The following is a 14,710-nucleotide window of genomic DNA, read 5'->3' on the forward strand; positions in this document are numbered from 1 at the left end:
AGGAGCCGGGAGGAACATACAAGCCATGCTCGACTTCGCGTGCCGCTGTAGAGCCGAGCCTATGCTCGGCTGATGCCTGACAGAATGGCAGCCGAGCGTGGGCTCGGCTCTACAGTAGAGCGCCCTCCGACCAAAGCCGCATCGAACCCGGGCCGCCTGCGCGCCTACCATGGTGTCTGTTCCCGATCCTGCCAGGTGCGTGCCGATGACCGCCGACCCCAGCATCCACACCATCGATACCGGCTTCCAGCGTCCCGACTTCGACGCGGCCTATCTGATCGTTGAGAACGGCCGTGCCGCGTTCGTCGACTGCGGCACCGGCCTTTCCGTGCCGGCCATGCTGCAGGCGCTGGCCGACGCCGGCCTGGGCGTGGACGCGGTGGACTGGCTGCTGCTCACGCACGTGCACCTGGACCACGCTGGGGGTGCGGGCCTGCTGATGCAGCAGCTGCCGAATGCAAAGGCGGTGCTGCACCCGCGTGGTGCGCCGCACATGATCGACCCGACCCGGCTGATTGCGGGTGCCACGGCGGTATACGGCGCCGAGGAAATCGCGCGCAGCTATGGCCGCATCGAGGCCATTCCGGAGCACCGAGTGGTGGTGGCCGAAGACGGCCACCGCATCGACCTGGCTGGCCGCGAGCTGGTACTGCTGCACACGCCGGGCCACGCGCTGCACCACTACTGCGTGTGGGATGCGCGCAGCCGCAGCTGGTTCACAGGCGATACCTTCGGCATCTCCTACCGCGAGCTGGACAGTGCGCAGGGCGCTTTCATCTTCCCCACCTCGTCGCCGGTGCAGTTCGACCCGGAAGCGATGAAGGCCTCGATCCGGCGCATGCTGGGCTACGGCCCGCAGGCGATGTACCTGACCCACTACGGTCGTGTGGAACAGGTGGAGAAACTGGCCGACGACCTGTTCGAGCAGATCGATGCGATGGCCGCCATCGGCCGCCAGTGCGATGGCCGGCCGGACCGTCACCGCTGCCTGCTGGCTGCACTGCAGGCGCTGTACCTGGAACGTGCACAGCTGCATGGCTGTGCGCTGGACGATGCGGCGGTGACTGCGGTGCTGGCGATGGACATCGAACTCAATGCGCAGGGCCTGGCCTGCTGGCTGGACCGCATCAGCAGGTAGATCCACGCCATGCGTGGATGACGTGGGCCCAGGCTGCGCCGTGATGTCACGACCACGTTACACTCTGGTGACTTCCAAGCTAGCCGTGGTACTGCCGTGAATCCGATGCGCGTGTTGCTGCTGTCGTCCTGCCTGTTCGTCGGTGGCCTGGCCCATGCGGCCAATGACCTTCCCGGTGGCGGCATCGATCCGCAGGCACTGTCGCGCCACGTGCGCGTGCTGGCGTCGGATGAATTCGAGGGCCGCGCGCCGGCCACCGAGGGCGAAGAGCGCACGGTGCAGTACCTGATCGAGCAGTTCCGCAGCTACGGCCTGCAGCCGGGTGGCGTGGATGGCAGCTGGGTGCAGCCGGTGCCACTGGTGCGCGCTCAGCTGGAGGGCCCGGCCAAGGCCAGCCTGTCGCTGAAGCAGGGCAGCCGCGCGCTGGCCAACGGCGTGGACGTGACCCTGCAGAGCCTGCAACCGCGCAAGCGCGTGCAGATCAAGGATGCGCCGCTGGTGTTCGTCGGATACGGCATCGATGCGCCGGAACGCCACTGGAACGACTACAAGGACGTGGACCTGCACGGCAAGATCGCCGTCGTGCTGATCAATGACGCCGATTTCGAAGCCGATGCGCCGGGCGCGTTCGATGGCAAGGCGGTGACCTATTACGGCCGCTGGACCTACAAGTTCGAGGAAGCCGCGCGCCGTGGTGCCGAAGGCGTGCTGATCGTTCACGAGACCGCGCCGGCTGCGTATGGCTGGGCCACGGTGAAGAGCTCGGGCACCTCGCCGCTGTTCGACATCGAGCGCGGCCAGGCCGAGGCGATGGCGCAGCACACGCCGCTGCGCGGCTGGATGCAGCGCGAACTGGCCGAGGCGATCTTCGCCGACGCCGGCCTCGACTTCGATGCCGAGAAGCGCAAGGCGATGCGTGCAGACTTCCGCCCGGTAGCACTGGACAACGCGAAGCTGAGCGTGGATTTCGCGCTCAAGCGCGAGCAGGTGGTGACCCGCAACGTGGTGGCCAAGCTGCCCGGCGGCGAGCATGGCGACGAGGCGGTGATCTTCTCCGCGCACTGGGATGCGTTCGGTATCGGCCAGGCCGATGCCAAGGGCGATCGCATCCGCCGTGGTGCGATCGACAACGCCACTGGCGTGGCCACGGTGCTGGAACTGGGCCGCGTGTTCGCCGCCGGCCCGCAGCCGCAGCGCACGCTGTACTTCGTGGCCCTGACCGCCGAAGAGAAGGGCCTGCTGGGCGCCAGCTACTACGCCGCGCACCCGCTGGCGCCGCTGGACAAGACCGCCGCAGTGCTGAACATCGAAATGTTCAGCCCGGATGGCCCGACCCGCGACATCGCTTCGTGGGGCAAGGGCCGGGTGTCGCTGGAAGGCGATCTGGAACGCGTGGCCAAGGCCCGCGGCCGCAGCTACAGCCCGGACCCGAACCTGGAAGCGGGCTTCTTCTACCGCGCCGACCACTTCGCCTTCGCCCGCCTGGGCGTGCCGGCGATCACCATCGGCCCCGGTCTGGACAAGCTGGACGGCGGCGTAGAAGCCGGCCGCGCGCTGCGCGAGAAGTACTTCGCCGACTGCTACCACCAGGCCTGCGATGCCTGGACCCCGAGCTGGGACCCGAGCGGCCACGCGGCTGACACCCTGCTGGTCTATGACCTGGGCGCCGAGCTGGCCAACAGCCGCCGCTGGCCGACGTGGGAAAAGGAATCGGAGTTCCGCGGCGCGCGCGACAAGAGCGAAGCGGCCCGCCGCTGAAGTAGTGCCGGCCAGCGGCCGGCACGATCGCGCGCTCATCAGCGCCGGCGCAACAGCGTCCATGCGCCCCAGCCACTGGCAGCGAGCGCGGCCAGATAGCACGCCACCATCGTACGCAGGCCAACCGGTGATCCTGCGTTGATGCCGCGGTGCAGGCGCAGTTGCAGCGAGCTGTGGCCGCTGCCCAGGTCCACCGCCAGCTGCAGCGCCAGCGCGCCGCAGAACACCAGCAGGGCGATCCCGAACCCGATGCGTGGCCATGCGGCCTGTGCGTTGGGGCGGCGCAGCAGCCAGGCCAGTGCCGTGGCTGCGGCCAGCGTCGCCGCGATCCACATCAGTGGCGTGGCGGGAGACGCAGCGGCCACCGGCATTGCACCGGTGGCCGCAATTACGGCAACGCGCTTACGTGCGGGTGCCGTCGAGCCAGTTCGGGCCCTTGTTGGTAAGGAAGAACACATAGACCACCAACGATACCGCGATCGTGGCGGTTACGTAGATAGCGAACCAGTCGACATGGCCGGTCTTCAGCGCGCCCTGGTACAGCAGCGGGGCGGTGCCACCGAACAGCGAGTTGGCCAGCGCGTAACCCAGGCCCACGCCCAGTGCACGCACGTGGGTGGGGAACAGCTCGGCCTTCACCACCGCGTTGATCGAGGTGTAGCCGGTGAGGATGACGAAGGCCATGGCCAGGGTCAGGAAGGCCAGGGTGGCGTCATGCTGGTGCGGCAGCTGGGTGATCAGGTACCAGCTGTACAGCACACCGCCCACACCGAAGAACACCAGCAGGGTCTTGCGGCCGATGATGTCCGACAGCCAGCCGCCGACCGGCTGCAGCACCATCAGGAACGCCAGCACGCCCAGGTTGATCAGGGTGCCGGTCATCGGGTCGTTGCCGGCGAAGGCGCTCTGGATCATCTTCGGGCCGTTCACCGAGTAGGTGTAGAAGGCCACGGTGCCACCGGCGGTGATCAGGAAGCACAGCAGCAGCGGGCGCCACTGGTGCACGAACAGCTCGTACATCGAGCCGGACTTCTGTGCCTTGCCTTCGCGTGCGGCTTCGATGGACGACTCCGACAGCGATTCGTCCATGCCGCGGCGCAGCCAGAACACCACCACCGCGGCGATGCCACCGATGCCGAAGGCGATGCGCCAGCCCCACTCGGAGATCTCCGGCTTGCCCCAGAAGGTCAGCATCAGCAGCAGGGTCAGCTGGGCCAGCACATGGCCGCCAACCAGGGTGACGTAGTGGAAGGAGGACAGGAAGCCGCGACGGCCGGGAATGGCCGCCTCGGACATGTAGGTGGCGCTGGCACCGTACTCGCCACCGGTGGCGAAGCCCTGCAGCAGGCGTGCGAACAGCAGGATGACCGCGGCCCAGATGCCGATGCTGGCGGCGGTGGGGGTGATGGCGATGAGGAACGAGCACAGCGCCATCAGCGTGACCGAGACCGTCAGCGCCAGGCGGCGGCCGTGGCGGTCGGCGAAGCGGCCGAAGAACCAGGCACCGATCGGGCGCATCAAGAAGGTCGCGGCGAAGATCGCCCACACGTACAGGGTGGAGTTCTTGTCGTCCGGCGAGAAGAACTGCGATTCGAAGTACACGGCGAACACCGAGTACACGTAGACGTCATACCACTCCACCAGGTTGCCGGCGGAGCCTTTGAGGGTGTTGGAGATCGACCGCCGCAGGGCAGCGCGGTCGTTTGCGGGTACGGCAGGTTGGGACGTGGTGCTCATCTGGGTGGGAATCCTCGATGCGGCGCGTCCGTGCGCAGGGAAAACGGCGCCCGGCCTTGGGGCGGCGCGGCCGGGCAGCCCTCTTGGTACTGCATCGGCCGTCAACACGGGGTAGCAGACCAGAGCAGGGTGCATGGATGGATGACAGCGTGCCACTGTCCGGGGTCCCGGACCATACTCAAAACGTCCTAGAATCCGCCTTCCCCCGGCTCCCTGGTGTGTCATGTCGGCTCCCCCTTCTTCGTCTGCGGCTGCCCCCCGGGGTGGCCTTGTCGCGCTGGCATTGCTGCTGGTCTACGTGGTCTGGGGCTCGACCTACCTGGGCATCGCCAAGGCCCTGCACGGCGGCGCGCTGCCGCTGACGATGGTCTCCGGCAGCCGGTTCATCATTGCCGGTGGCCTGATGTTCCTGGCCTTGCGCCTGTTCTGGACGATGCCGAACCCGACCCTGCGGCAGTGGCGCAACCTGGTGGTGATGGGCGTGACCATGCTGGTGCTGGGCAACGGCATGGTGGTGCTGGCCGAGCGTGAGGTGTCTTCGGGCCTGGCCGCTACCGCGGTGGCCTCGGTGCCGCTGTGGATGGCGCTGTTCTCGGCGCTGCGCGGCCAACATGCCAGCAAGGGTGAATGGCTGGGCATCGCGGTCGGCTTTGTCGGCGTGGTCTGGCTCAATGCCGGCAGCAGCCTGACCGCCTCGCCGACCGGGCTGGTGCTGCTGCTGATCGCGCCGATCGGCTGGGCGTTCGGTTCGGTGTGGTCACGTGGCCTGGACCTGCCGGGCCCGTTCATGACCGCTGCCGGTCAGATGATCTGCGGCGGCGTGCTGCTGGTGCTGATCGGCCTGGCCGTGGGCGAACGCCCGACCACGCTGCCCGATACCGGTGGCCTGCTGGCGATGGCCTACCTGTGCGTGTTCGGCTCCATCGTCGCGTTCACCGCCTACGTATGGCTGCTGCAGAACGTGCGCCCGGCGCTGGCGGGCAGCTATGCGTACGTCAATCCGGTGATTGCGGTGCTGCTGGGCGCTGCATTGAATGGTGAACGCTTTGGATGGCGGGACTTCCTCGCCATGGCGGTGATTCTTCTGGGTGTGGTGGTGCTGACAATGGCAAGGACACGAAAGAAATGAGCATGGACGAGAAAGAACAACGCCGGGGCCTGCTGGTCACTGCGTCCACCTTCGTGATCTGGGGGTTGGTGCCGGTGTACTGGCACCTGCTCAACGAGGTCCCCTCGTTCCAGATCATCGCCCACCGCATCATCTGGAGCACCGTGCTGGTGCTGGGCTGGCTGCTGCTCAGTTCGCGCCTGGGCTGGTGGCAGAAGATCGCCGCACAGCCGCGCGCGCTGCCGATCCTGCTGGTGTCGAGCCTGACCATCGCGTTCAACTGGGGCCTGTACATCTGGGCGGTCAACGCCGGCCATGTGATCGAAACCAGCCTGGGTTACTTCATCAACCCGCTGGTGAACGTGCTGCTGGGCGTGCTGGTGCTGAAGGAGCGCCTGCGCCGCCTGCAGTGGGTGGCGGTGGCGATGGCGGCGGTGGGTGTGGCCTGGCTGACCATCGATGCGGGCACGCCGCCGTGGATCGCGTTGGGCCTGGCCTGTTCGTTCGGCCTGTATGGGCTGCTGCGCAAGCTGGTTTCGGTCGATCCGGTGGCCGGGCTGGGCGTGGAGAGCATGTACCTGTTCCTGCCGGCGCTGGCGTTCGCGATCTGGGCCGAGAACGGCCATGGCGGCGCGTTCTTCCATGGCTGGGGCTGGCGCAACGACCTGCTGCTGATCTTCGGCGGTGCGGTGACGGCCGTGCCGCTGATCGGCTTTGCTTACGGCGTGAAGCGCATTCCGCTGTCGCTGGTCGGCATCCTGCAGTACATCGCGCCGAGCCTGCAGCTGCTGCTGGGCGTGTTCTTCTTCCACGAAGCGTTCGATACCGCCAAGGCGATCGGCTTCGCGGCGATCTGGGCCGGCCTGGTGCTGTTCGTCGGCGACAACATCCGCACGATGCGCAAGCGGTAGCGGCGCCGGGATCCGGCCACGCTTTCCGCAAAAAAAGAACGGCGCCCCGAGGGGCGCCGTTCTGCTTCCATCCACCGCCAGGAGAGAGATGGCGGTGGCGGGAACGCGGTTGCAGGCTTAGAAGCGCTGCTGGTACTTCATGTACATGAAACGACCGATGTCGAAGCCACCGTAGTAGGTGAAGCTGCTGTTCGGCTGGCTGTACATGATCGGACCCTGGTGGTCGAAGACGTTGTTCACGCCCAGCGACACGGTGCCGTCCCACGGCAGGCTGTAACGCACCTGCAGGTCGTGGAAGGTGTTGGAGCCCACCTTGCGGCTCGGCTGCGCATCGGTGTACGGCGAGACGAAGCCGGCCATGTTGCAGTCCGGGCCACCGGCCAGGTCATACGAGCAGGCTTCCTTCATGCCCGAGTAGTAGCGGGCGGTCCAGCCGATGCCCAGATCGCCGTATTGCCAATCCAGGTTGAAGGTCGAACGCACGCGGAAGTTGCCCTGCCAGCCGGTCTTCTGCTCCACCGGCGTGGTAGCGGCGCTGTCGTTGCGCTGCTCCAGGTAGTCGGTGTAGGTGGTGTTCCAGTTGATGGCAAACTTGCCGTACGCGGTTTCCGGCAGGCGGTAACGCACGCCGATGTCATAGCCGGCGGTTTCGCGATAGCCAGCATTGACCAGCGAACGATCCAGCGCCGAGACCTGGCCACGGGTGGCCGCAGCGGTGGAACGGGTGAAGCGACCGCAGGCCGAATCCACACCCTGCACGTAGCACTGGTTGAGGATGTCGGTGGCCGACTCGCCGACGATGGCGTTGTTGATGCGGATCTTCCACCAGTCCAGGCTGACGTCCAGGCCCTGCACGAATTCCGGGCTGTAGACCAGGCCGACGGTCCAGGTCTTGGCGGTTTCCGGCTTCAGTTCCGGGTTGGAACCCGAGTTGAAATCGGAGGTGGCCTGCTGGCCCGGGCGGTTGGCAAGGTTGCCGTCCGCACCGGTCTGCTGACGGAAGTTGGCGGGCACATTCAGCGCCTTGCAGCGTGCTGCCACGGTCGGGCTGCTGGCGGCGATGCCGAACTTCGTATCGCACGGATCGGTGAACGAATCGCGGCTGGACACGGCGCCGCCGTAGAGATCGTCCACGGTGGGTGCACGGAAGCCGGTACCGTAGGTCGCGCGCACCAGCAGGCTGTCGATCGGCTTCCACTTCAGGCCGAACTTGCTGTTGGTGGTCGAACCGAAGGTGTTGTAGTCGGTGTAACGACCGGCCAGGTCCAGCGACAGTTCACGCGCGAACGGCATGTCGGCCAGCAGCGGCACCTGCATTTCCAGGTAGACCTCGTTGAGCGAGTAATCGCCACGGGTCGGCTGGCCGGTGGTGCCGGCGATCTGGCCCTTTTGCACCATCAGGTCCGGGGTGTAGCTGGCCTCTTCGCTTCGGTGCTCGAAGCCCATCGCACCCATGATGTCACCGGCAGGCAGAGTGAACAGCGAGCCGGAGATGTTGGCGCTGGCGACCTTGGTGGTGCTCTTCATCTTGTCGACGAAGCGGGTGAACAGGTAGTCCTGCACGTCCTGGTTGCCCAGCGAGCCCGGGCCCACATAGCCCATCGGCGCGGCCGGGTTCCACGGCACGCAGCCGGCGATCACCGCACCCGGGGTGCCACAGCGTGCCACGGTGCCATCCATGAAGGACGGGCCGACCGCCAGGTCGACGTGCGGCTGGTACATGCTGCCGGTACCGATGCGCTCGCCTTCATTGCGGTTGTACATGTAGCTGACGTTCCAGTCCCAGTAACGCGAACCGGTTTCGAAGCTGCCTTCCAGGCCGATGCTGGCGCGCTTGGTGTCCAGGTTGTTCTCGGTGCCGCGCGGAAGTTCTTCAGTGCGGTGCGAGAACAGGACGTCCTGGCCCCACTTGTTGAAGGTGCTGTCCTTGGACAGGGCAGCACGGGTGCCATTGCGGGCCTGTGCGGCCGATACCGAGTACGGGTAGCCGGCCAGGTGCTTGGTCGACTCGCGCTTGCTGTACAGCGCGTCGGCCACGATGCGCAGGTTGTCGGTGATCGAGAAACCACCGTTGGCGAACACCGAGGTGCGCTCCAGACCGCTCAGCAGGCTCATGTTGGTCTTGGCGTTGGCACCATCAGCCGGGTCCGGGGTGTGGAAGTTGCCAGCCTGGCTCGGATTACCGCCCGGGCCCACGGTCAGCGGCTTGCCGCCGACGGTGACGGTGCCCCACTGGGTGGTCGGGCTCAGCGCGTCGACGTCATCGGCGTGGCGCGGGCCACCCGGGTAACGGCTGAACTCGCGCTCGCTGCCGAGGATCTCGTCTTCCTTGGTGCGCTCGGCGCCGACGCTGAACCAGCCGCGGTCGAAGGTCTTGCCGAAGGTAGCGCTGTAGGAGCGCTTCTGGCCGTCGCCTTCACCGTACTGGCCGACGTAGACGCTGGCTTCGCCGCCGTCGAAGTTCTTGCGGGTGATGATGTTGACCACACCGGCGATGGCGTCCGAGCCGTACAGCGCGGATGCGCCGTCGGTCAGCACTTCCACGCGCTCGACGATGGCGGACGGAATCGAAGCCAGGTCGGAGTAGCCACCGGCGCTGACGCCCATGCGGCGGCCGTCGATCAGCACCAGGCTGCGTTCCGGGCCGAGGTTGCGCAGGCTGACGTACGTGCCGCCGAAGTCGCGCGAAGAACTCAGCGACGACGAGCGGCTCAGGCTCGGAGCACCGGCGGCGGTGACGTCCTGCAGGATGTCGGCGACGTTGATGTAGCCCTTCTTCTCGATCTCGGCGCGGCTGAGCGCGACGACCGGCTGTGCGGTCTCGACGCTGGCCTGGCGGATGCGGGAGCCGGTGATCTCGATGCGGTCGAGGTTGGTCGGGGTATCGCCGGCGCTCTGTGCGAAGGCGGGGGTGGTGCAGCTGGCGGCCAGCGCGATGACGATCGCGTTGCGCAGCGGAGTGGTTTTCAGGGACATCCGTGACATCTCGTGTTTCAGGAAAACAAGCGTCCGTTCTGTGGGCGCGTGGGGTGCTGCAAACCAACGTGGGGGCCGGGATTCTAGAGTGTTTCCATTCGTAACTGTTTGTCGCCATGCCGCTGAATGTGCGCGAAGATGAATCGCAACCAACAATCCACAGATGCGATGTGCGCAGCGTCACGCACGTTGCGTGCGCGATGGGCAGAGGCATCGATAGCGGCGGATTTCCGCCGATCTGTAGCAGCGCGTGTGCGCAGGCATCCATCCACGCCATGCGTGGATGACGTGCAAACAAAAAGGGACGGAGCCTTCGCTCCGTCCCTCTGCAGGATGCGCAATCTATCGCTGGGAAATGCTCAGGTTTCGCGCAGCGCCTTGGTGATCGGCAAACGCGCTGCGCGCAGCGCCGGGAACAGGCCGCCGACCAGGCCGATGCCCAGCGCCCATTTCAAACCCGTCCACAGCAGTTCCGGCGACACGTGGAACTTGAACACCACCGCGCTGAAGTTGCTGCCGATGGTGGACACGCTGTAGCCATTGAACAGCAGCCATGCCACCGCACAGCCGAGCAGGCCACCCAGCAGCGCCAGCAGCATCGTCTCCAGCATCACCGCGGTCACCACCGGCAGGCCTCGGAAGCCGATCGCGCGCATGGTGGCGATCTCGCGCGCACGCGTGGCCACGGCCGCATACATGGTGTTGAGCGCGCCGAACACCGCACCGACCGCCATGATCGTGCCGATTACCTTGCCGAGGATGTCGATCAGCTTGGTCAGCCCACCGCCCTGCTTGCTGTAGTAGACACGGGTGGTTTCCACGTCCAGCTTCAGGCGTGGATCAGCGGCGACGGCGGCCTTGAACTGCTCGAAGCCGGCCTTGCCATCGGTGCGCACGCTGATCGACTGCCACGCACTGCGCTGGTAGGTGGTGGCCAGCGTATCGGCGTCGGTCCACAGTTCCGAATCATGTGCATCGCCGGTGGCGAAGACGCCCACCACGGTCCAGGTCTGGTTGCCCAGGGTCAGCGTCCTGCCCACATCCAGATCGCGGAACTGGCCCTTGGCGCCCTGGCCGACCACGATCTCGCGCAGGCCAGTGGCGAACGTGCGGCCTTCGACGATCTTGACCTTGTCGTGCACCGCCCACGCCTGCGGGCCGACGCCGCGGAACTGCGCGTTGACGTCGGTGCCATCGGACTTTGACACCAGGTTGACCACCTGCGACAGCTCTGGTGACAGCAGCGGCCGACCTTCGGCATCGCGGGTGATGCCGGGCAGGGTGGACAGCGTGGGAACCTGCTCGCGGGTGATGACCGAGTTGGTCTCGGCCTGCGAGCCACCGCGCAGCACAATGGCGGTGGTGTCATCGCCGGTGTTGTTGAGCGTGGCCTGGAAGCCTTCGCCCATCGCCAGCATCGCCACCAGCACGCCGACCACGCCGGCGATGCCGACCACGATCACCGAGGACGCGCCCCAGCGCTGCGGCAGGCTGGCCACGCCGATGCGGGTGGCGGCCAGTGCCAACCGTCCGCCGCGGGTCAGCAGCAGCCACAGGGCCACCAGCACGGCCACGGCCAGCACGCCCATCCACGGCAGGCTGATCCACAGCACCAGGCCGATCACCAGCAGCAGCACCGTCACGCCGTTGCCCAGCCACTTCTTGAGTTTGCTCTTGAACATGTCGGTGTTCTCCTCAGCGGCCGGCCAGTGCGTCGACGATCTTCAGGCGCTTGGCACGCAGCGCCGGCAACAGGCCGACGATGATGCCGATCACCACGATCAGGCCCAGCCCCATCAGCCAGGTCGGCGTCGGCACGTGCGGCGGCAGCATGCCCATGCTTTTCGGCCCGATCGCCGGCAGGATCAGCGCGGCCAGGCCCATGCCGATTAGCCCGCCGAGGCCGATCAGCAGCACCGACTCCACCATCACCAGGGTCAGCACGGTGCTGTCCTTGAAGCCCAGCGTTTTCAGCGTGGCCAGTTCCGGCACGCGCTCGCGCACCGCCTGTGCCATGGTGTTGCCGGTCAACAGCAGCAGGGTGAAGAACACCGCGCCCATGATCGAAGTGACGATCATGCCGATGTCGGCGAACTGCTTGACGAAGGCCTGCTGGAACGCCGATTCGGTCTGGGTCTTGGTCTCGTGGTCGGAGTTGGCCGAGATCGCGTCGATTGCCTGAGCCACCCGCGAGGAGTGGTCCGGGTTGTCCAGCGTCACCGTGTACCAGCTCACCTGGTTCTTGATGTAGTCGTTGGATTCATCGAAGTACTTCCAGTTCATCATCAGCTGGCGTTCTTCATTGGCGGCCAGCGCACGGTCCTTGGAGCGGTAGATGCCCTTCAGCTCCAGCGGCCAGTCGTTGCTGCCGCCACGCGGGAAGATCGTGGCCTGCAGCGGGATGGTGTCGCCGATCTTCCAGCCGAACTGCTTGGCCAGGGTTTCGCCGACGATCGCACCGGTGCGGGTCTGCTTCCAGTCTTCCAGCTGCGCCGGATCGATCTGCAGTTCGCGGTAGACATCGAAGTAGTTGGGCGACACCGAGAAGTTCGGGAAGAAGTTCTTCGGGTCCTGGTAGATGCCGCCGAACCACATGCCATAGGCCACGTCGCGCACGCCAGCCACCTGGCGGATCTGGGTTTCCAGGCGGATCGGCAGTGACTGGGTGATCGACAGCCGCGAGGCCACCACCAGGCGGTTGGCGCCTTCCACGCTGCCGCCGGACGAGAACGCCACGCGCACCGAGTCGAGCATGCCGAACAGCAGGAACGCGGCCACCACCGAGAGCAGGGTCAGCAGGGTGCGCGTGCGGCTGCGGAACAGCTGCGCCCACACCAACGAAAAGTATTTCATCGCCGTGGCCTCCGTCAGTGGGCCAGCGGGGCGTCGGCCAGCTCGCCCTTGTCCAGGTGCACCGTGTGCGTGGCGTACTCGGCCGCCTTCGGGTCATGGGTGACCATGATGATGGTCTTGCCATGCTCGCGGTTGAGCTGCTGCAGCAGGCCGAGGATCTCCTCGGCGGACTGGCGGTCGAGGTCGCCGGTCGGTTCGTCGCAGATCAGGAAGGTCGGGTCGGAGACGATCGCCCGCGCGATCGCCACGCGCTGCTGCTGGCCGCCGGACAGTTCATTCGGGCGATGGCTGCGGCGATCGGCCAGGCCCACCAGGGTCAGCGCGATCTCCGCATTGCGGCGGCGCTGCGCCGCATTGAGGTGGGTCAGCAGCAGTGGCAGTTCCACGTTCTTCTGCGCGGTCAGCATCGGCATCAGGTTATAGAACTGGAACACGAAGCCAACGTGGTGGCTGCGCCAGGTCGACAGCTGGCCACCGCTCATCTGGTCGATGCGCTCGCCTTCGATGCTGATTTCGCCGCCACTGGGGTTGTCCAGCCCACCGATCAGGTTGAGCAGGGTGGTCTTGCCCGAACCGGACGGGCCCATCAGCGCGACGAAGTCGCCGCTGGCGATGTCCAGGTCGATGCCGTGCAGCACCTGTACTTTCTCGGGGCCACGCTGATAGGTCTTGGTGATGTTGCGCAGTGAAACCAGGGTCGACATGGGTTGTTCTCCACGGAAGGCGGGAAACGGGGAAGCGCACCTGCGGTGGCTGCGGGCGTGCGTCGAGCGGTGTTGCCGGCGGCGCCCCTGGGCGCCAGGCCGTTACTGCGCTTGTTTCTGTTGCACCTTGGCGCCATCGCGCAGGGTGTCCGGCGGGTTCACCACCACCGATTCACCTGCACTCACGCCCTTGAGGATCTGGCGGTCCTTGCCCATCGCCTGGCCGGCCTCGACCTTGCGCTGCTGTACCCGGTTTTCGTCACCCAGCACGAAGGCCACCGATGCGCCCTCACGCTGCACCACGGCGCCGCCCGGCACGCGCACGCCCTGCGGCTTGGCGGCGGCCTGCGGCTGGGCCTGTTCCAGGAAGCTGACCCGCACGCCCATCTCCGGCACGATGCGTGGGTCCTTCACTTTCAGCGCCACGCGCACCTTCACCGTGGCCTTGCCGCGGTCGGCGGTGGGGATGATGGCGATCACCTCGCCCGGAATCTTCCACTCCGGATAGGCGTTGAGCGTGGCTTCCACCGGCATCTTCGGCTGCACGCGGCCGATGAAGGCCTCGCCCACCTCGACTTCGATCTCCAGCGAGTCCATGTCGACGATGGTGCCGATGCCGGTACGGGTGAAGCCACCGCCTGCCGACAGCGGCGAAACGATTTCGCCGGGCTGCGCGGCCTTGGCGGTGACCACCCCGGAGAACGGCGCGCGCACGATGTTGTTGTCCACGCCCAGATCGGCGATGGCCAGCTGGTCGTTGGCGACCTTGACGTTGCGCTGGGCGGTCTCCAGCTGCGCACGCAGGCTGTCGCGCTGTGCCACGGCCTGGTCGTACTGTGAGCGCGATACCAGCTGCTGGCCGACGAGTGCCTGCAGGCGGCTGGCTTCGGCGGTGGCCTGCTTCTGCTGCGCCTCCAGCCCGGCCACCTGGCTGAGTGCGGCCTGCAGCTGCGAGGCATACAGGCTGCGCTGCGCATCGGCATCGATCGGGTCCAGGGTGGCCATCACCTGGCCGGCTTCGACCCGCATGCCTTCCTCGATCATCACCTCGCGCACCTTGCCGGTGATCTTGGCCGAGACCGTGGCCATGCGGCGGGCGACCACGTAGCCGCTGGCGTCGAGCACCGAACTGCTGGCATTGCCCTGCTGGATGGCCACGGCGGGCGCGGTTTCCACCTCCACGGCCGGCGCACGGCCGAACAGAAAGGCGACGGCGGCGGCGATTAGCAGCACGGCCACGATGATCGCGATCCACAACCAACGGCGACCACCGCCGTTGCTGCCACCACCGGAGGCCGGCGGGGGCGATTTGCGGTCGATACGGAGTTCCTTCAACAGCTCGGCAGAAGCGTTCATTCGTTCCATCACAGGCGTTCGGGCGGGTGTGGCCGGAAGGGCAGACGGCGGCGGTTCCGGCGGTGGAGCGTGCGGCACAGCATGAAGGCAGGTACGGCGATGACGGCAGTGACAGCTGTCACCCGATGACACTGACGGCGGCAACTGCGAAATGTGACCACGCCGGTAC

Annotated in this window: 11 protein-coding genes; 4 read left to right on the forward strand and 7 right to left on the reverse strand. The window is 66.6% G+C overall.

Annotation, left to right across the window (positions count from 1 at the left end; genetic code table 11):
• Positions 1-205 precede the first annotated feature (205 nt).
• Complete coding sequence (locus G5A07_RS11745; protein ID WP_049409946.1) at positions 206-1,138, forward strand: MBL fold metallo-hydrolase; 933 nt, start codon at positions 206-208, stop codon at positions 1,136-1,138.
• Between the two features lie 105 nt (positions 1,139-1,243).
• Entirely contained in the window at positions 1,244-2,896 is a 1,653-nt protein-coding gene (locus G5A07_RS11750) for a M28 family metallopeptidase (RefSeq protein ID WP_191863358.1), read from the forward strand.
• A gap of 38 nt (positions 2,897-2,934) precedes the next feature.
• Here the strand turns inward: G5A07_RS11750 and G5A07_RS11755 are convergent, their stop codons facing one another.
• Positions 2,935-3,231 carry a hypothetical protein gene (locus G5A07_RS11755; RefSeq protein WP_010486965.1) on the reverse strand — a complete coding sequence of 99 codons (297 nt, stop codon included), beginning with the start codon at positions 3,229-3,231 and terminating at the stop codon, positions 2,935-2,937.
• 67 nt (positions 3,232-3,298) lie between these two features.
• Positions 3,299-4,633 (reverse strand): MFS transporter, encoded by a 1,335-nt coding sequence (locus tag G5A07_RS11760; RefSeq protein ID WP_019338650.1) that lies wholly within the window; start codon positions 4,631-4,633, stop codon positions 3,299-3,301.
• A 223-nt stretch (positions 4,634-4,856) separates the two neighbouring features.
• Here G5A07_RS11760 and yedA point away from each other — a divergent pair, with 223 nt between their 5' ends.
• On the forward strand, positions 4,857-5,762 hold the full coding sequence (yedA, locus tag G5A07_RS11765; protein WP_019338651.1) for a drug/metabolite exporter YedA: 906 nt from the start codon (positions 4,857-4,859) through the stop codon (positions 5,760-5,762).
• Complete coding sequence (gene rarD, locus G5A07_RS11770; protein ID WP_019338652.1) at positions 5,759-6,652, forward strand: EamA family transporter RarD; 894 nt, start codon at positions 5,759-5,761, stop codon at positions 6,650-6,652. Before yedA ends, rarD begins: the two co-directional genes overlap by 4 nt.
• Positions 6,653-6,769: 117 nt before the next feature.
• Here rarD and G5A07_RS11775 read toward each other — a convergent pair whose 3' ends face one another.
• The 5 genes from G5A07_RS11775 to G5A07_RS11795 all read right to left on the reverse strand — a co-directional run bounded on the left by G5A07_RS11775 (position 6,770) and on the right by G5A07_RS11795 (position 14,541).
• Positions 6,770-9,628 carry a TonB-dependent receptor gene (locus tag G5A07_RS11775; RefSeq protein ID WP_109815124.1) on the reverse strand — a complete coding sequence of 953 codons (2,859 nt, stop codon included), beginning with the start codon at positions 9,626-9,628 and terminating at the stop codon, positions 6,770-6,772.
• Between the two features lie 359 nt (positions 9,629-9,987).
• Positions 9,988-11,310 (reverse strand): ABC transporter permease, encoded by a 1,323-nt coding sequence (locus tag G5A07_RS11780; RefSeq protein ID WP_191863344.1) that lies wholly within the window; start codon positions 11,308-11,310, stop codon positions 9,988-9,990.
• A 13-nt stretch (positions 11,311-11,323) separates the two neighbouring features.
• Positions 11,324-12,481 (reverse strand): ABC transporter permease, encoded by a 1,158-nt coding sequence (locus tag G5A07_RS11785; RefSeq protein WP_019338655.1) that lies wholly within the window; start codon positions 12,479-12,481, stop codon positions 11,324-11,326.
• A gap of 14 nt (positions 12,482-12,495) precedes the next feature.
• Positions 12,496-13,185, reverse strand: coding sequence for an ABC transporter ATP-binding protein (locus G5A07_RS11790; protein ID WP_004137569.1), 690 nt, complete (start codon positions 13,183-13,185; stop codon positions 12,496-12,498).
• A 102-nt stretch (positions 13,186-13,287) separates the two neighbouring features.
• Positions 13,288-14,541 (reverse strand): efflux RND transporter periplasmic adaptor subunit, encoded by a 1,254-nt coding sequence (locus G5A07_RS11795; RefSeq protein WP_159359672.1) that lies wholly within the window; start codon positions 14,539-14,541, stop codon positions 13,288-13,290.
• Positions 14,542-14,710 lie beyond the last annotated feature (169 nt).

Source organism: Stenotrophomonas sp. AS012628 (assembly GCF_010608305.1).
Classification (GTDB): Bacteria; Pseudomonadota; Gammaproteobacteria; order Xanthomonadales; family Xanthomonadaceae; genus Stenotrophomonas; species Stenotrophomonas geniculata.

Coding starts and splice junctions, on each gene's coding strand:
- G5A07_RS11775 (WP_109815124.1), bottom strand. CDS start 9,628: ATGTCCCTGAAAACCACTCCGCTGCGCAACGCGATCGTCATCGCGCTG.
- G5A07_RS11780 (WP_191863344.1), bottom strand. CDS start 11,310: ATGTTCAAGAGCAAACTCAAGAAGTGGCTGGGCAACGGCGTGACGGTG.
- G5A07_RS11760 (WP_019338650.1), bottom strand. CDS start 4,633: ATGAGCACCACGTCCCAACCTGCCGTACCCGCAAACGACCGCGCTGCC.
- G5A07_RS11755 (WP_010486965.1), bottom strand. CDS start 3,231: ATGTGGATCGCGGCGACGCTGGCCGCAGCCACGGCACTGGCCTGGCTG.
- G5A07_RS11785 (WP_019338655.1), bottom strand. CDS start 12,481: ATGAAATACTTTTCGTTGGTGTGGGCGCAGCTGTTCCGCAGCCGCACG.
- yedA (WP_019338651.1), top strand. CDS start 4,857: ATGTCGGCTCCCCCTTCTTCGTCTGCGGCTGCCCCCCGGGGTGGCCTT.
- G5A07_RS11745 (WP_049409946.1), top strand. CDS start 206: ATGACCGCCGACCCCAGCATCCACACCATCGATACCGGCTTCCAGCGT.
- rarD (WP_019338652.1), top strand. CDS start 5,759: ATGAGCATGGACGAGAAAGAACAACGCCGGGGCCTGCTGGTCACTGCG.
- G5A07_RS11750 (WP_191863358.1), top strand. CDS start 1,244: ATGCGCGTGTTGCTGCTGTCGTCCTGCCTGTTCGTCGGTGGCCTGGCC.
- G5A07_RS11790 (WP_004137569.1), bottom strand. CDS start 13,185: ATGTCGACCCTGGTTTCACTGCGCAACATCACCAAGACCTATCAGCGT.
- G5A07_RS11795 (WP_159359672.1), bottom strand. CDS start 14,541: ATGAACGCTTCTGCCGAGCTGTTGAAGGAACTCCGTATCGACCGCAAA.